Source organism: Vibrio sp. 1078-1, from assembly GCF_033340475.1.
The window spans coordinates 206,772-224,753 of sequence record NZ_JAWOWM010000006.1; the positions used below are offsets into that span (position 1 = coordinate 206,772).

The 17,982-nt window shown below is 43.3% G+C and carries 14 protein-coding genes; 8 read left to right on the forward strand and 6 right to left on the reverse strand.

Annotation, left to right across the window (positions count from 1 at the left end):
• Positions 1 to 47: 47 nt before the first annotated feature.
• Positions 48 to 1,874, forward strand: coding sequence for a maltodextrin glucosidase (gene malZ / locus R7190_RS14445; protein ID WP_054576224.1), 1,827 nt, complete (start codon positions 48 to 50; stop codon positions 1,872 to 1,874).
• A gap of 174 nt (positions 1,875 to 2,048) precedes the next feature.
• Complete coding sequence (locus R7190_RS14450; protein WP_054576223.1) at positions 2,049 to 3,509, forward strand: sensor domain-containing diguanylate cyclase; 1,461 nt, start codon at positions 2,049 to 2,051, stop codon at positions 3,507 to 3,509.
• A 51-nt stretch (positions 3,510 to 3,560) separates the two neighbouring features.
• Here the strand turns inward: R7190_RS14450 and dusC are convergent, their stop codons facing one another.
• Positions 3,561 to 4,520: a tRNA dihydrouridine(16) synthase DusC gene (dusC, locus tag R7190_RS14455; RefSeq protein WP_186584797.1), complete on the reverse strand. Its 960-nt coding sequence runs from the start codon at positions 4,518 to 4,520 to the stop codon at positions 3,561 to 3,563.
• A gap of 170 nt (positions 4,521 to 4,690) precedes the next feature.
• On the opposite strand from dusC, the gene R7190_RS14460 reads away from it, so the two are divergent.
• Entirely contained in the window at positions 4,691 to 5,308 is a 618-nt protein-coding gene (locus tag R7190_RS14460; protein ID WP_033905759.1) for a YecA family protein, read from the forward strand.
• A gap of 79 nt (positions 5,309 to 5,387) precedes the next feature.
• On the opposite strand, the gene dsbB is transcribed toward R7190_RS14460, so the two are convergent.
• The gene (gene dsbB / locus R7190_RS14465) at positions 5,388 to 5,924 is read right to left on the reverse strand and encodes a disulfide bond formation protein DsbB (protein WP_031779052.1); all 537 of its coding nucleotides are present in this window, start codon (positions 5,922 to 5,924) and stop codon (positions 5,388 to 5,390) included.
• Between the two features lie 83 nt (positions 5,925 to 6,007).
• Positions 6,008 to 7,594 carry a Na(+)/H(+) antiporter NhaB gene (gene nhaB / locus R7190_RS14470; protein ID WP_005380822.1) on the reverse strand — a complete coding sequence of 529 codons (1,587 nt, stop codon included), beginning with the start codon at positions 7,592 to 7,594 and terminating at the stop codon, positions 6,008 to 6,010.
• 639 nt (positions 7,595 to 8,233) lie between these two features.
• Here nhaB and fadR point away from each other — a divergent pair.
• On the forward strand, positions 8,234 to 9,073 hold the full coding sequence (gene fadR, locus R7190_RS14475; RefSeq protein ID WP_005380824.1) for a fatty acid metabolism transcriptional regulator FadR: 840 nt from the start codon (positions 8,234 to 8,236) through the stop codon (positions 9,071 to 9,073).
• Between the two features lie 110 nt (positions 9,074 to 9,183).
• Here fadR and R7190_RS14480 read toward each other — a convergent pair whose 3' ends face one another.
• Both R7190_RS14480 and metG read right to left on the reverse strand, forming a co-directional pair.
• The gene (locus R7190_RS14480; protein WP_017821380.1) at positions 9,184 to 9,993 is read right to left on the reverse strand and encodes a hypothetical protein; all 810 of its coding nucleotides are present in this window, start codon (positions 9,991 to 9,993) and stop codon (positions 9,184 to 9,186) included.
• Positions 9,994 to 10,203: 210 nt separating this feature from the next.
• Entirely contained in the window at positions 10,204 to 12,279 is a 2,076-nt protein-coding gene (gene metG, locus R7190_RS14485; RefSeq protein WP_005387290.1) for a methionine--tRNA ligase, read from the reverse strand.
• Between the two features lie 162 nt (positions 12,280 to 12,441).
• On the opposite strand from metG, the gene apbC reads away from it, so the two are divergent.
• The 3 genes from apbC to R7190_RS14500 all read left to right on the forward strand — a co-directional run bounded on the left by apbC (position 12,442) and on the right by R7190_RS14500 (position 16,616).
• On the forward strand, positions 12,442 to 13,518 hold the full coding sequence (gene apbC / locus R7190_RS14490; protein ID WP_005380830.1) for an iron-sulfur cluster carrier protein ApbC: 1,077 nt from the start codon (positions 12,442 to 12,444) through the stop codon (positions 13,516 to 13,518).
• Between the two features lie 180 nt (positions 13,519 to 13,698).
• The gene (gene udk, locus R7190_RS14495; protein WP_005380833.1) at positions 13,699 to 14,340 is read left to right on the forward strand and encodes a uridine kinase; all 642 of its coding nucleotides are present in this window, start codon (positions 13,699 to 13,701) and stop codon (positions 14,338 to 14,340) included.
• Between the two features lie 188 nt (positions 14,341 to 14,528).
• The gene (locus tag R7190_RS14500; RefSeq protein ID WP_085569760.1) at positions 14,529 to 16,616 is read left to right on the forward strand and encodes an AsmA family protein; all 2,088 of its coding nucleotides are present in this window, start codon (positions 14,529 to 14,531) and stop codon (positions 16,614 to 16,616) included.
• 62 nt (positions 16,617 to 16,678) lie between these two features.
• Here R7190_RS14500 and cobO read toward each other — a convergent pair whose 3' ends face one another.
• On the reverse strand, positions 16,679 to 17,284 hold the full coding sequence (gene cobO / locus R7190_RS14505; protein ID WP_005380837.1) for a cob(I)yrinic acid a,c-diamide adenosyltransferase: 606 nt from the start codon (positions 17,282 to 17,284) through the stop codon (positions 16,679 to 16,681).
• A gap of 117 nt (positions 17,285 to 17,401) precedes the next feature.
• Here cobO and R7190_RS14510 point away from each other — a divergent pair, with 117 nt between their 5' ends.
• Positions 17,402 to 17,851, forward strand: coding sequence for a low molecular weight protein-tyrosine-phosphatase (locus R7190_RS14510; protein WP_025767219.1), 450 nt, complete (start codon positions 17,402 to 17,404; stop codon positions 17,849 to 17,851).
• The last annotated feature ends 131 nt before the right edge of the window (positions 17,852 to 17,982 follow it).

Sequence of the window (17,982 nt, forward strand, 5' to 3'; positions counted from 1 at the left end):
ATTCTTCAATAAAATAGTGGCATATCCGATGACGAGGAGTGCCCATAATGAACCTGCCATTTATTTTTCATAGTCAAACTATTGATGGTTTAGCTTTTAATGACGAGCAAGTTACAGTCAGGCTGAAAACCGAGACATTGGATTTTGATTCCGTCTATGTGCGTATTGAGCCGGACAATGAAGAATATCTGGTCGACATGGCTCAAATTGGAACAGCTGGGGAATTGTTACTATGGGAGGCATCGTTTCGACCAAATCGAGATCGAGATGTCACACATTATGTGTTTAAGATCCTCAAAGACGGACAACAATACTGGCTCGATGCACGGGGTGTGCAAAAGCGTATTCCACCCAAAGAGTTCCACTTTAAGTTGAATGTAAACCATCAACCACCAAGCTGGGTCCAAGAGCAAGTTTTCTATCAAATCTTTCCTGACCGTTTTTCTGCTAGTAAAAGTGAGTCTGATATTCGCCACGCTTATGCGCAGTATGATTCTGCATCGATTGTCAAGGCGTGGGGAGACGCGGTAGGCTCTCACCAAAATACCGGGGCGCGTGAATTCTTTGGCGGCGACCTCAAAGGTGTAGAACAAAAGTTGGACTATCTTGAACAGCTCGGCGTTACTGCGCTTTATTTCAACCCGATCTTTTCTTCACCAAGTAATCATAAATATGACACCACCGATTACTTCACTGTTGACCCTATGCTCGGCACCAACGATCAGTTTGCTGAACTGTGTGAGAAAATCCGTGGTAAGAATATGAAGATTGTCTTAGACGCGGTGTTTAACCACACGTCAGTGCATCATCCTTGGTTTGATATCCAACAAAAAGGAGAAGGAGCGTATGGCAATCCGCAGTCAAAGTTCCGTGATTACTACTTTTTCGAAGGTGAAACCAATCACTACATTGGTTGGAAAGGCATTGGTAACTTACCGGTTCTGAACTTTGAAAATGAACAGGTGCGCGACTACATCTACCAAAGTGAAGATTCTGTCATCAAGTATTGGCTGAAGCCACCGTACTTGGTTGATGGCTGGCGGTTTGATGTAATCCATATGCTTGGCGAAGGAGACGGCGCGAAAAACAATGCTCATTATGTGGCAGCGTTTCGTAATGCGACTAAGTCAGTAAACCCGAATGCTTATGTGTTAGGTGAGCACTTTTTTGAAGCAACGCAGTGGTTGCAAGGTGATCAAGAGGATGGGGCGATGAACTACTACGGTTTTGCTCATCCAGTTCGAGCTTTTATCGCGCAGCAAGATATTATGTATGAACCAATCAACATTGATGGTTTGGAGTTTAAAGCATGGTTGGACGAAGCCAGAGCAAAAATTCCATTTTCGAATCAGCTATCGCAGCTAAATCAACTCGATAGTCATGATACTGCTCGTTTTATCACACTGGTTGATGGTGATAAGCGTAAAATGAACATCGCGCTAGCAATGCTTATGACTTACGTTGGCACGCCTTGTATTTACTACGGGAGTGAAGTCGGTCTAGAAGGAGGTCTAGACCCAGATAATCGTCGCTGTTTTCCTTGGAATGAAATTGAAAGTTCACAATGGCTATCGCTTTACCAACAATGGATCAAGATACGTAAACAATGTAAGCCTTTACAGTCGGGCTGTATTCAATGGCTTCATTGCACTAACAACCTGTTGGCGTACGCACGTGTACTGGGTCGTGAAGCAGTCGTTGTAATGATTAATCTCAGTGGTAATGAATGTTCAATCGATTTACCTATGTGGCAACTGGGCTTGGAGGTTAGCCAAGTTGTATCGTTGTTAGATGACACAGAACAGGTTGATTATAAAGGTCATATCTCTGTCAATATGTCTGCACAGAGCTGCAAATTATGGCGACTAAAGTGACACCACACTCTATATTGATTAAACTCCTTTAATATATAAACGGTCTCAAACAGCGCGCACACATTTGTTTGGTCTCTTGTTATCTGGTGCTGCATTGCATGCGTCACCAGATAACGAGTATCAATTTAATAGCAGTCATAAGAGACTATTGACCTTTCATATGTATGGTACTCAATGGTAAACCAAAGGCGATTTAGCCTCTCATTTGTCATCTTTTTTCCTCTGGCGTTATTTGTAGTGGTTTTACTCGTGACAACGAAAAATTACTATGATGCGGTTAACCGCTATATCGATTCTGAGTATTCGCGTATCGAGCGTGCAATGTCTCGCGGTATTAAAGTACTCACGGCTTTAGATTACAGCTTCACCAACTATACCAATTACGCTAACCCACTGTTTGAAGAACATAATTCTTTAGTCAAAGAAGGGCTTTGTTATCTTTGGCCTATAGATGTGTTATTACTCGATAGTGTTTATAGTGAAGGGTTACCTGCGGTTGACCTTGATTATATGATCGTAGGGGACGAAAGCTTATGCCAGCAAGGTTCAACGATTAACCAGTTAGCTGAACAAAAGGCGGGTTTTGCGCCGTCCTTGTCATTTCTGCACGATATTGAATCGCACATTGTTGGAATCCATTACATTGACAAGCGCGGTTACGTTATCTCCTCACCCGATACCTACGCAAAAAATTTCACAAGAGAGCTTTTGTCAACGCTAAAAGCCCGACCTTTTTGGCAAAAAACCGCGCAAGATAAAGTGAACATTACCTTGGCTGGACCAGGGCCTGTGTTGGACTCGATGGAAGGTCAAGTCATTAGTATGACGGTACCCGTCTATGAGAAAGGAGAACATCAAGGTGTTTTGTCTATTGATTTTGACATCAATACGCTCATGGCTTCGTCGCTAGGTCTTGTTGGTCAGTTTCATTTGGTTTCCAATTTACAATCCATTCCTTCAAACAGTACACGAATCAAACCAGTCGAATTAGAGCGATTGAGTGCGAATCACAGCATGTACTACGAGTACAACCTTTGGGATGAAGCTAAGAACCTAGCGGTTTTTGAAAAATACAGCCTTATTGTCGCACTATTTATTTACGTGCTGAGTACCGTCGTCTTGTTCTATGTGAATATGCATAGCGAGCGACGTTACTTTAAAGAACTGGCAGCAAGAGACCCAATGACCAGCTTATTGAATCGTCGAGGTATGCAAACCGTGTGGCGTAATAAGATGACAAAAAAACAGGTTGCTTTGGCAGTGTTCGATATTGATAACTTCAAGAAGATCAACGACACCTATGGTCATGATGTCGGTGATTCTGCAATTCAGCTTGTTGCAAAATGTATACGTGAAAATATTCGCCATACCGATGTTGCCTCAAGGTTTGGTGGCGAAGAATTCGTTTTAGCGATTTATGACGAAGATTCAGAAGGCATTAAACTCATTTTAGACAGAGTAAAAAAAGCCATAGATGAGCGCTCGACACGCGTAACGAAAGAAGGCTTTACGATCTCTGGCGGTGTGGTGTTTAGTAAAGAGAGCCGAGTAGAAAACTTTGATGAATTGTTTAAAGCGGCGGATGAAAAGTTATATCAAGCCAAAAGTACCGGCAAAAATAAGATCTGTTACTAGGATTTAGGTACAAAAAAGGACGAGATATTCGTCCTTTTTTGTGTTCGGGAGTTATGCAACCTGAGAGTTTAAGTCATCGCGGTAGCGTTGAATATGCTCAACAATTGGTGCGGCTTTGTTGAACGTTCTGATTTCTCTAAATAGGTCTTTTGCTTCAGGATAAGCCTGACGTAAGTAAGAGAACCATTGTTTTACGCGGTTTGGGTAATACAAGCCTTTATCGCCTTTCATCTCAAACTTGGAATAATAGATGAGCAACTCAACCACCTCGGGCCATAACATTGGCTGGTGGTTATGTTTTACCATATTGCCTAAGTTAGGGATATTGAAAGCGCCTCGGCACACCATCAAAGAGTTAACGCCAGTCGTTTCAATGCAACGTTGACCGTCTTCATAATTCCAAATTTCACCATTCGCTATCAGTGGGATATCGAAACGTTCGCGAATTTGGTTGATGTAATCCCATTTTATCTCAGAAGCTTTATAACCACCTTGTTTAGTACGTGCGTGTACGGTCAATTCATTTGCGCCAGCAGACTGAATGGCATCGACAATTTCAAAGCAATCTTCAGGGTTCTCCCAGCCAAGACGAATTTTTGCAGTTACGGGAATGGCTTCTGGAACGGCTTCTCGACAAGCTTTAACCACACGGTGAATGAGCTCAGGATGCTGAAGTAGAGCAGCACCACCTTTACTTTTGTTGACCATTTTGGCTGGGCAACCAAAGTTTATATCAATACCTCTGGCGCCAAGATTTGCCGCTTTAATTGCGTTCTCAGCCATCCAGTTTGGTTCTTGTCCCAACAATTGCACATGTACTGGCACACCAGATGCAGTCTGAGAACCTTGCAACAGCTCCGGGCATAAACGGTGAAATACATGATCGGGTAATAGCTGGTCGATTACGCGAACAAACTCCGTAACACACAGGTCATAGTCGTTTATCTCGGTCAGGATTTGGCGCATCAAATGATCTAAAACGCCTTCCATTGGGCCTAGTACTACTCGCATAGCTTGCCTAATACAGTTTGGTGGTAAAAAGGAGGGCGATTGTAGCGATGTAAGTTAAGTTTGTCATTAAAAGAGTCGAAGCGCCCAATGCAGTCAAACACACAACGTTAGGTTACGTGCTTTTGAGCTCTGAGGTATAATGCCGCCAAATTTATGGGAAACCAGATGTCATGCAATACACATTGATTGAAAAAGGTGAAGTTCACGTCGATGAATCTTGCCAATTTATCGAAGGCGCAGTGTTAGCTGCGAATCTGACGACAAAACCACTCGCTCCTGAAAAGTGGTTAGAGCCGCTATTAGGTGAGGGATTCAAAGCGATTCAACCAGCTGTGGAAGAGCAAATTCACAAGCAGCATAACCGAATTCAACGAAACGAATATTCCGTGCTAGAGCTAACAGGCAAAGAACCTGAACAACTTGCTGATTTTGCCGAAGGCTTTATGTCTGTTTGGCCAATGATTGAAGAACAGTGGCAAGACGTTGAGCTCAATGATGGATTACAGCGTATGCTGCAAGCATTACTGACCACTTTGATGCTGGCGATCGATGAGCCAGCAACGCAGCAACAGATGCGTGACGCAGGTATTGAAACGCCACCGGCCCTGACAGATTTAGTCGACCAGCTTGATTTAATGGTCGGTGAAGTCGCGCTGGGCGCGGATGAGTTGATGGTAGGCAATAAAGCTCAAAGCCTAAACCCATTCAAAGGTATCGGGCGCAATGATCCCTGTCCTTGTGAGAGCGGAAAAAAATTCAAGCAGTGCTGTGGTCAATCACGCGGCTAAATCGAATCGCCGCGCTATCCACTTAACAAAAAGCCGACCAGATGGTCGGCTTTTTGTTAATTTTTACGCGTCAGTAGGATTAACGAATTGGATTAACGCGTTTTGCAGGGAAGAATTGTGCAATTACAATTAATGCCAAAGCGATTAAATTGCCTGCAAAAATTACTACTAACCATTGTGGCATTGATAAATCAAGGAGCTGCCACACAACCTTAGAGCAATCACCATATGCTTCAAACATCCAAGGAACCCACTGATTGAGCGGAGCCCAGCTAGGGAATGTGACGAATAAATCGCAAGTCGCGAATGGTGATGGATTAAACTGGTAGTCAACGTGCTGCATTGCAAGTAACAAACCCTTGTAAGCACTTAATCCCCAGCCTATCAAACCTAGCCAGCGGAAAATTGGGTTCTTGGGTGCCAATATACCAACCATTGCAGCGACGCCCACTCCCATCATCGCGACTCTTTCATAAATACACATGACACATGGTGCAAGCATCATGACGTGCTGAAAATAGAGGGCACATGCTTCAAAGAAAACGACGAATAGCAGAAGCAGTAGCCACGATAAACGTCCCTTTGAAAACTGGTTAAGTGAATTTAAAATAGTCACGTTTTTGTTCCTGTCTGAAATAGAAAAAGCTCTGAATACTCAGAGCTTTTTATCGTGGATAAGTTTCCTAATCAACTCAAATTTTAGTGACCACCGGATACTACGGGAGTCAGATCACCACTATGAGGTAAAATCCAACCAGCTTCGTAGAAAGAAGCTGTTGCAGGCTCTAGGAAGAACATGATTCCCATCAGACCGACAATCGCAAGAACGACGGTGTAAGGCAGCGCCATGATAACCATTCGACCGTAAGACAGACGAATTAATGGAGCGAGAGCCGATGTGAGTAAGAATAGGAATGCCGCTTGACCGTTTGGCGTTGCAACAGAAGGCAGGTTAGTACCAGTATTGATTGCCACCGCCAGTAAGTCGAACTGATCACGAGTAATGAGGCCCTCAATGAGTGCAGTTTTTACTTCATTGATGTAAACCGTACCAACGAACACGTTATCCGACACCATAGATAATAAGCCATTCGCCACATAGAACAGAGCTAGCTGAGTACCTTTATCTTCAACGGCAAGCACCGCATCGATGACTGGTTTAAACAGCTCTTGATCAATGATTACAGCAACGATCGAGAAAAATACAGCAAGCAGTGCAGTGAAGGGCAGGGCCTCTTCAAACGCTTTCCCCATGGAGTGCTCTTCAATGACACCAGTAAATGCGGTCGCTAAAATGATCACAGAAAGGCCAATTAAGCCGACAGCCGCTAAGTGCAAAGCGAGTGCAACGATCAACCAAACCGCAATAAGACCTTGAACCCAGAGTTTTGCGACATCTTGATTTGTTCGCGTTTTACGCTCTTCACGGTCAAAATCGACGAGGATCTGACGAACGTTATTAGGAAGCTTCGCGCCGTAGCCAAACACTTTAAGCTTTTCAACTAAAGCACAAGTGATGAGACCACAGAAAAATACAGGTAGTGTCACTGGAGACATACGGATTAGGAATTCACCAAATAACCAACCCGCTTGGTCTGCAATAATTAAGTTTTGAGGTTCACCAACCATCGTGGTTACGCCACCTAAGGCAGTACCTACACCAGCATGCATCAACAAAGAGCGCAAAAAGGCACGATAGTTTTCTAAGTCATCACGCGTTAGTTCAGTGATCGTGTCATCTTGTGTATGGTCATGGTCACCGATAGGGTTACCAGACGCTACTTTGTGATAGATAGAGTAAAAGCCGATCGCCACGCTGATAACAACGGCGATAACCGTCAAGGCATCCAAAAATGCAGACAAAAATGCCGCAGCAAAGCAGAACGCGAGTGATAGTAGGGTTTTAGAGCGAATGCCAAGTAAAATTTTGGTAAAAATGAACAGCAATAGCTGCTTCATGAAGTAGATGCCCGCAACCATAAACACCAGAAGTAGCAGTACTTCGATATTTGCTACTAATTCGTGCTTAACTTGCGCAGGGCTAGTCATGCCGATAGCAATGGCTTCAATAGCAAGTAAACCGCCAGGTTGTAATGGGTAGCATTTTAATGCCATTGCTAGCGTGAAAATAAATTCAGCGACCAACAACCATCCAGCTACAAATGGGTTTATTAGGAAGAATACAATCGGGTTAATTATTAAGAAGGCTATAATGGCAACTTTGTACCAATCAGGCGCTTTACCAAGGAAGTTCTTGATAAAAGCGTTTCCGAGCGATATCGGCATGATAATTCTCTTTATAACAAAATTATGAATAGACACTACAATAGTGCTTAAGTATCTGTTTGTTAGACTTATTAACTAGTCTTTAAAAACAATAACTTAGCAAAACAACAATCCTTTGTTTATTGTAGTCTTGCCAAGTTACTTCCCCTGAACTCAAGCACCGCTCACTTTCGACCGCAAACTCTACACTCAGGCATTTATTAGTCAATAACAAAACGTGATGCTACCGACTAAAATGACTTTTTAAATGTAATAACGCGATCAAAACGGCGTTACTATACCATGAAAGTCTTAAAAAAATCCTCTTGGATTTTAAATGACGGTCAGTGACGAGAAAAGGCAAATTAAGAAAGAATATTAACTGTGATATACAAAGTAATTTTTCATATTTTGAATATAAAAATGTGACACGGTTGTCTTTATTTCTCCGAGATTTGTGAGCTGTTTAATTAAATGAAAATTCATATTTTACTGCTTTCGCTCGCATGTTAGAGCCTCTTAAATTGACACAACATATAGAGTATTAACTCTATGTTATGGAGTCATTTCCACTATTGATCGTAAATTTTCTCAAACCGCTAAGTAGTGGTATGATGAGTAGTATCGACCCTCAGAAATCAATATTGGATAAAAAGTAGAATGGTCATAAAGGCGAAAAGCCCTGCGGGATTCGCAGAAAAATATATTATCGAGAGCATTTGGAACGGCCGTTTTCCTCCAGGCTCAATTTTACCTGCTGAGCGCGAGCTGTCCGAACTGATTGGTGTTACTCGAACGACTTTAAGAGAGGTTCTTCAACGACTAGCCCGTGACGGATGGTTAACTATCCAGCACGGCAAACCTACGAAAGTTAACCAATTTATGGAGACCTCTGGCCTGCATATTTTGGATACTTTAATGACGCTAGACGTTGATAATGCGACAAACATTGTAGAAGATCTGCTTGCGGCACGTACCAACATCAGTCCTATCTTTATGCGCTATGCATTTAAAGCGAACAAAGAGAGCTCTGAGCGTACAATTAAGAACGTAATCGAATCTTGTGAAGCTTTAATGAATGCGGCTTCCTGGGACGAATTCATCGCTTCTTCGCCGTATGCTGAAAAAGTTCTGCAGAATGTGAAAGAAGATAACGAGAAAGATGAAGCGAAGCGTCAAGAAATCTTGATTGCTAAAACGTTCAACTTTTACGATTATATGCTTTTCCAGCGCCTAGCATTCCATTCAGGAAATCAAATTTACGGTTTGATCTTTAATGGTTTGAAGAAGCTCTACGATCGTGTCGGTAGCTACTACTTCTCAAATCCAGCTTCTCGTGAGCTAGCTCTGAAGTTTTACCATCAATTGCTCGAAACTTGTGAAAGTGGCCAGCGTGAGCAACTACCAGTAGTGATTCGTCATTATGGTATGGAAAGTGCGTTGATCTGGAACGAAATGAAAAAGCAATTACCAACGAACTTCACGGAAGACGACAGCTAAGCGCTGACAAGTTGAATAAACGAAAACCGCAGTGCCTTAGGCCTGCGGTTTTTTTGTTTTTATTTATAAGTCGGCGATGAACCAAGCACCAATAATAAGGTATGGAACGTTTATCCTGCTAGTGAGAGTCTGGGTAACGGTAGATATAATGACTCTACGACATCTGAAAGGACATGGTCGTAAGTATTGAAGATGGTCAATGACAAGTCCGATGTGACGCCATAAAGCTCTGCTTCTGTTAAGTCGACATGACTCCCTGTCACGTATTCATTTAGCGTCTGTATTGAGCGCGTGGAAGCAGGAGAGGTAATGCTAAGTGGAGCGATAACCGCTAGTTGGTTTAGCTTACGCATCATGACCGATGCATAATTTTTGAAACGCTCATTTCCGCCTTGCTCTCCTAAATCTTGAATGCTGATTCGTAACTGAGTCAGGGTCTCCAAGCTATCCATAATGTTTTGCCAGTTCATGTGATACTCATTATGCAAGTCATCTCTTTGTTCAACCGCTAGCCATGCGATGGTTACTTCATCCATCAAAAACAAGCAATGACGAATTAACTTACCATGCTCCATCTGGTTTCTTGCAACACTATGGTCATTCCATTGTTCAAGTAGTTTCCCTACTTTAATCTGTAATACGCGATACATGGGTTTGTTTTCAAACCGTGATGTTTCGACTAAAAGATGCAGCTTGTTAGTCAGAGCATCATGAAGAGCGTCCAATTTTTGTTGATCGTTTTGTTGGAATTGAAGCGAGTAGTGAGTAGCAGCTCGGTGGTGTCTCAGAAGGTGAACAACATCTCGCAACAATGTTAACAGCTGATATTTGCGCGCATGTTGCTGCTCTCGTTTAGAAGATAAGTGATATATTCCGGCTAAAATAGCGATGGACAATAGTGTGGAAATCAAAACAAACATAACCAACTCCTTGTTAGTGTTTGGACCTAACAAGGAAGATTGCAGTTTTGATGCCACTAATTAACTTCTACTAAAACAGTGAGTTAGGCTTGTGACGGGAAAGATGCTGTACAAGTTTGGTGCACAAATTTCCCAAAAGTGTGAATTCAGTCAAAAAAAGTCCCCGCTGAACTGGCGAGGACTTTTTAAATTTGATCGTAAAGCTACAACTTACATTACGCGCATGCCAGGTTGAGCGCCTTCGTGTGGCTCAAGGATCCACAGGTCGCTACCACCAGGGCCTGCCGCTAGGATCATACCTTCAGACATACCAAACTTCATCTTACGAGGTTTTAGGTTTGCTACCATTACCGTTAGCTTGCCTTCTAGCTCTTCAGGTTTGTAAGCTGACTTGATGCCAGAGAATACCTGACGAGTTTCACCACCGATGTCCAATTGGAACTTAAGCAGTTTGTTGGCTTTTGGTACTTCTTCACAAGAGATGATGCGAGCGATACGCATATCTACTGCGGCAAAAGCATCGAACTCAATCTCTTCAGCGATTGGTTCTTTGTCTAGCTCGGTTTGGCTAGCCTTGTTCTTTTCCGCTTCAGCTTTCTCTTTCGCCGCCATTTCTGCCGCCGCATCTTCTTTAGACGCTTCGATCATCGCTTCAACATTCTTCGGATCGATACGGTTGAACAGTGCTTTGAACTTAGTGATCTCGTGGCCTGTTAGTGGAGCAGCGATGTTTTCCCAAGTTAGCTCTTGGTTTAGAAACGCTTCAGTACGCGCAGCTAGCGATGGCATTACTGGTTTCAGGTAAGTCATCAGTACGCGGAACAGGTTGATACCGACAGAACAGATGTCTTGTAGTTCCTGATCTTTGCCTTCTTCTTTTGCTACAACCCACGGTGCTTTTTCATCAACGTATTGGTTAGCTTTGTCTGCCAATGCCGTGATTTCACGGATTGCACGACCAAACTCACGCGTTTCGTAAAGCTCAGCGATACGGTCAGCAGCAGCAACAAATTCGTTGTAAAGTTCAGGCTCTGCAAAGTTGTCAGACAGTTTGCCTTCAAAACGTTTCGCGATGAAACCTGCGTTACGAGATGCCAGGTTAACGATCTTGTTAACAACGTCAGCGTTTACGCGCTGAGTGAAGTCTTCAAGGTTAAGATCTAGATCATCGATACGGCTGTTTAGCTTCGCAGCGTAGTAGTAACGTAGACACTCAGGGTCTAGGTGCTCTAGGTAAGTGCTTGCTTTTACGAACGTACCTTTAGACTTCGACATTTTCGCGCCGTTTACGGTTACGTAACCGTGTACGAATACGTTGTTAGGCTTGCGGAAGCCAGAACCTTCTAGCATTGCTGGCCAAAATAGGCTGTGGAAGTAAACGATGTCTTTACCGATGAAGTGGTACAGCTCTGCTGAGCTGTCTTTTTTCCAATACTCGTCGAAATCTAGGTCGTCGCGCTTGTCACATAGATTTTTGAAAGAGCCCATGTAGCCGATAGGCGCGTCTAGCCATACGTAGAAGAATTTGTTCTTCTCACCAGGGATCTCGAAGCCAAAGTATGGTGCATCACGTGAGATATCCCATTGCTGCAAACCAGATTCGAACCATTCTTGCATTTTGTTCGCTGTTTCAGCTTGTAGCGAGCCAGAGCGAGTCCACTCTTTTAGCATGCTTTCAAACTGAGGCAGGTCGAAGAAGAAGTGCTCTGAATCTTTCATTACTGGCGTCGCACCAGAAACCGCAGATTTAGGATTGATCAGTTCTGTTGGGCTGTAAGTCTCACCACAGTTGTCACAGTTGTCACCGTACTGGTCTTCAGACTTACATTTTGGACAGGTACCTTTTACGAAACGGTCCGGTAAGAACATCTCTTTTTCTGGATCGAACAGCTGAGAGATAGTGCGGCTAGAGATAAAGCCATTTTTCTTCAACTCAAGATAAATGTGTGACGCTAGCTCACGGTTCTCATCTGAGTGTGTGCTGTGGTAGTTATCAAAGCTGATATCAAATCCAGCGAAGTCTTTTTGGTGCTCTTCGCTAACTGCGGCAATCATTTCTTCAGGAGTAATACCCATCTGTTGCGCTTTAAGCATGATTGGCGTGCCGTGAGCATCGTCAGCACAGATGAAGTTTACAGTGTTGCCGCGTAGGCGTTGGTAACGAACCCAAATGTCCGCTTGGATATGCTCAAGCATATGACCAAGGTGGATCGAACCGTTAGCGTACGGAAGGGCACAAGTTACCAGCATTTTCCTTGACGGAAAGTTTTTTGGATCGTTTGCCATACTTAATATTCGCTTTTCTTGATAGGTATAAATAAATTTTGATGGATAATACTACCCCATGAACTGACTAACTCCAAGGTGTCAAACTGCGGAATGCCTTAGTTTTTTTGGGGTTCTGGTTGAGCCTGGACGGTGGTAGCATGACATCTAAAAGGAGGGCTTATGCATCAGTTCACTTCAAAACAAGATTTTTGTCACTGGTTTAACCAATTCCAACATCCACAGTTGGTGGAAAACTGGGCAGATATTCATGGCGCAATTTCGATTACGACACAGGGTTCTATTGATATAACGTTGCCATTCGCAAGTAATGAGCTTCAAACCGTACTGCATGACTGGATCAAACAGCAGCAAGCCTCGGGTAAAGTGGCTGAATTCCCATTTAATATTCGCCTTGGAGTTAAAGCTTTAGAAACTCAAGTGGCTAACTCGGTTAAGGGTGTTAAGAACATCATTGCCGTCAGTTCTGCGAAAGGTGGCGTTGGTAAATCTACTACCGCAGTTAACTTAGCGTTGGCAATTGCTCAATCTGGGGCGAAAGTGGGATTGTTGGATGCAGATATCTATGGTCCGTCTGTACCTATGATGTTGGGGCAAGAAGATGCTAAACCAGAAGTTCGTGATGGCAAGTGGATGGAACCCATTTTTGCTCACGGCATCTATACTCATTCTATCGGTTATTTGGTGGATAAATCAGAAGCGGCGATATGGCGCGGTCCAATGGCTTCAAAAGCGTTGTCGCAGTTATTAACTGAAACAGATTGGCCAGATTTGGATTATTTGGTGATTGATATGCCGCCAGGTACGGGGGATATTCAATTGACGCTGTCACAACAAATTCCGGTAACAGGTAGCGTGTTAGTCACAACACCGCAAGATTTAGCCCTTGCCGATGCAAGGAAGGGAGCGGCAATGTTTAACAAAGTCCATGTCCCGGTTATTGGTGTTGTGGAAAACATGAGTTATCACATTTGTAGTCAATGTGGCGCGAAAGAGCATATTTTTGGTATGGGCGGAGCTGAAAAAATGTCGCAAGAATTTGGCTTAGCATTGTTAGGACAAATTCCGCTTCATATCTCTATGAGAGAAGATATTGACGCTGGCGTGCCAACGGTAGCAAGACGCCCAGAAAGTGAGCATGCAGGGTATTATAAGCAACTTGCCGATCGCGTATGTAGCACGATGTTTTGGCAAGGCAAAGCAAAACCAGATGCGATTAGCTTTACAATGGTGAACTAAGTTTACTATGCCTGTTGGTTGATAATTGCACATTTTAACGTTTGCTCGGAGGTTAATCCTCTGAGCAGGCAGAAACTTATGACTAAACCCTAATTCCAACTAGTAACTATGGGGTGAACTCCCTATAATCAGGCAGTTTATCTTTTTATGTGACTAGAAATCATCATCGGGTGCAAACTAATGTCTGATAATAATCAATGCGTCATCGTAGGTATTGCTGGCGCTTCTGCTTCTGGAAAAAGTCTGATCGCGAGCACTATTTATAATGAGCTTCGCGCGAAAGTAGGCGATCATCAAATCGGTGTCATCACGGAAGATTGCTACTACAACGACCAAAGCCACCTAAGCATGGAAGAGCGAGTAAAGACGAACTACGATCACCCGAGTGCGTTGGACCACGACCTACTGTGTGAGCACCTAGAAAAATTGGTACGTGGTGAAGCAGTAGAAGTGCCTGAGTACAGCTACACTGAGCACACAAGAACAATTAACACCACCACAATGACACCTAAAAAGGTGATCATTCTAGAAGGTATCCTTCTTCTTACAGACCCTCGTCTTCGTGATTTGATGCATGCGACAGTATTTATGGACACACCGTTAGATATTTGCTTGCTTCGCCGTGTTAAGCGTGATGTGGAAGAACGAGGCCGAACTATGGAGTCTGTTCTTAAGCAATACCAACAAACAGTACGTCCGATGTTCATGCAGTTTATCGAACCTTCTAAGCAATATGCGGACATTATTGTTCCTCGCGGTGGTAAAAACCGTATCGCAATTGATGTATTAAAAGCTCACATTGCAAGACTTTTGAAAGCTTAAGCCTATAGACGGCTATATCGCTTTATTTTTAAGAGAAGAAGTGGCACCTTAAGTGCCACTTCTTTTTTTGTTTTTAAATTAGTCAGTTGCAGGTTAAAACCAGACACTTTTCACGCTTTTGTGGAACTGTCAGCGGTAAATGGAGTCTGCGCTTATAATTGTAAAAACACTCGAGCAAGGAAAAACAAATGAAGAAACTGCTCTTAATTCTAGCAATACCGATTGTGGTCATTTTGGTCGCAATTTTAGCGTTAACCATCTTCGTCAATCCGAATCAGTTTAAACCCCTTATTGTTGAGCAAGCGCAAAAGCAAACGGGATTAGAGTTGGTGATTGAAGGGGATATCAGTTGGCAATTTTTCCCATCGATTGGCTTTGAGTTGGGACATACAGAATTGCGAAACCCACAAGGCTTTAGTAAACCCAATTTATTCAAAGTTGATACCGTTGGTGTAGACATCTCTGTTATGCCACTTTTTAGTCAACAGCTTGAAATTGGAAACGTCACGCTTGATGGTGCTGAGTTCTACATTGAAACCAAGAAAGATGGCAGCAAGAATATTGATGCATTGACGAAAGCCCAAACACAACAAGCAGAACAAGAGAGCAATGCTGCGCCTACGCAAAATGGTGAAACGAAAACTTCTGGTTCTGATTGGAGTATTAATCTTGCTGGCGTTACGGTTTCTAACGGTTCATTAGAAATGCAGGATAAGCAAGCCGGTAGTTACACCAAACTTTATGATATTTCATTAAACCTTTCCGAATTCGCTTTTGACAACTGGACAACGGCTGATTTTGGCGTGAAGGGCGAAATGAACGACCAAAAGTTCACCGCGAAAGGTCAGGCAGACTTTAAGCTAGAAAAAGGTTTGGCAAACTACGCGCTAAAGAACATCAACTTTGATGCGACATACTCTGACCCTGCCAATAAAATTGAATCGGCAACGATCGGTTTAGACACGTTTGAATTCGATAAAGTAAATAACCTGACTTATGCCATTAAGGGTGACGCTGGTGGTATGAAGTTAGATATGCAGGGTGCTGGTCAACTTAGCGTGGACAAGGCTATCAGCAAAGTACAGTTGGATAAGTTAACTCTTAAATCGACTTTTGAGGGTGATGCTTTACCTCAGTCCCCGATGAAAGTCGACATGGTGTCTGATCTGTCTTTCGACCTAACGAAAAACCATCTGAGTTTTGTTCTAGAGAAGTTAACAGCGAATGCTATCGCCCTAGATGGTAAGGCAGATGTGACACTCGGTGATATTCCTAAAGTACGCTTTGCTCTCCATAGCCCCAATATCGATCTTGATGAGTTCTTAGGGTTAGATAAGCAAGCTGCCGAAGGTAATAAGCCTGCTTCTGGTGGCGAGAGTGCTCCTGCCGGACCTGAGGTTGAGCCTGATTTGTCTGCGTTGAAAGCGTTAGATGTAAAGGGTGACATTACCATCGACAAATTCAAAGCGGCAAATGCGAAGATGGAAGCGGTAAAAACGAGCTTCACTGTAAATCGTGGCGTGTTTGAGCTTACATCATTTAGTTCGAAGTTGTACCAAGGCTCAATCTCAGCGACAGCGAAGTTAGATGCACGCCAATCACCAGCGACTTACAGCGTTAAAAAGTCAATCAAAGGCGTGAAAGTTCAACCGCTACTTATAGACGTTGCTGAGAACGACAAACTTGAAGGGACAGGTAACATTGATGTGAATGTTACAGGTAAGAGTCTAACGCCTACCGGTATCAAGAAGAATCTATCTGGTACGGTTGTTATCAATTTTGCTGACGGTGCGGTGAATGGCATCAACGTTGCTCAGTTGATTCGTGAAAACTATGCGAAATTTAAAGGGCAAAAAGTTGAAGGCACCAATGAAGCTAAGAAAACAGACTTCAGTGCGATGACGGCGACATTGAAACTCAACAAAGGTGTAGTATCAACGGATAATATGCAAGCTCAGTCTCCATTGTTACGTGTTCGTGGTAAAGGTACCGCAAACTACATCAATGAAACAGTCGACTTTACTATCAGCACGTCAGTTGTAGGCAGCCTAGAAGGCCAGGGCGGTAAAGATATAGATGAGCTGAAAGACATCACGATTCCAATCAATGTGTCTGGTAAGTGGGCAGAACCTAAATTCAAGCTCGTATTCGATGATGTTCTGAAGCAGAAAGCTCAAAAAGAAATCGATCGTGGCGTGGAGAAGCTAACGGACAAAATCAAAGACGAGAAAACCAAAGATGCGGTCGATGGTTTATTGAAGAATCTTTTCAACTAACCGTGCGTGAAAACCAAAAGGGTTGGCATTTTGCCAACCCTTTTTAAATTACTCTGCGAGTGTTACCAATCGACGCCTTTGAGGGCTTTTACGCCAGATTCAAATGCGTGCTTTACATTTTTCACTTCAGAAACGGTATCGGCCATTTCAATCAGGGTTCGATGTGCGCCACGCCCAGTAATAATAACCGACTGCATTTTAGGTCGGTTGCTCAGCGCTTCGACCACTTCGTCTAAGTCGATGTAGCCGTAGCTCACCATATAAGTTAGCTCGTCAAACAAGATGACATCGATAGAGTCGTCTTGCAGCATGCGTTTACATTCTTGCCATACGCCTTGCGCTGCTTCGGTATCAGCGGCTTTGTTTTGAGTTTCCCATGTAAAGCCGGTCGCCATTACTTGGAATTCAACGCCGAGTTTCTCAAGTAGGTTGCGCTCACCGTTGTCCCAAGTACCTTTAATAAACTGCGCGACAGCACAATTCAAACCATGACCCACTGCGCGTGCGATCGTACCGAATCCTGATGTCGATTTACCTTTACCATTTCCGGTAATGATCAGTAGCAGACCTTTTTCCTCTTGAGCAGCAGCGATTTTTGCGTCTACCTGTTCTTTGACTTTTTGTTGGCGAGCTTTATGGCGTGCTTCTTTATTTTCTTCGATAGACATAATACTTCCTCAATTCCTTTTCGTGCTGTGCCCAAGCTAATTTGGGTTCATTGATTTATCTCGCTATGATAGACCAACATATCGTGAAGAAAAACCACCGATAATTCAGGGAATAAAATGAAGAAAATACTTGTTGTTTGTATGGGAAACATTTGTCGGTCACCAACTGGAGAGGCAGTGTTAAGAGCGAAAGCTCAAAAGCTAGGCGTTGAAGTAGAGGTTGATTCGGCAGGTACAATTGGCTACCACGCAGGAAACCGACCGGATTCAAGAGCGATGGCAGCAGGAAAGCAGCGAGGTTATTCTTTTAAAGGAATGCAAGCGCGCCAAGTCACCATTGATGACTTTGAAAAGTTTGACCTTATATTAGCCGCAGATAAAGCAAATTTGGCCGATTTATTGGATATTTGTCCGTTGAAGTATCGACACAAAGTATCGTTATTTTTAAGTCATTCTGAGTCAGGTTACGACGAAGTCCCGGACCCATATTATGGTGGGGAAGATGGCTTTGAACTGGTGCTTGATTTAATCGAAGAGGCATCAGACGCAATTTTGAAGAAGCTATAATCGCCGTGCTTGAAGACAATAGAAAAAGGGATGAGCTCAGCTCATCCCTTTTTATTTTCAGCCCTAAACCACCTACTTCAGTAGGTGGTTATCATCCGCTTCGGCTTTGCCTGTAAAACTACTCATGCTAA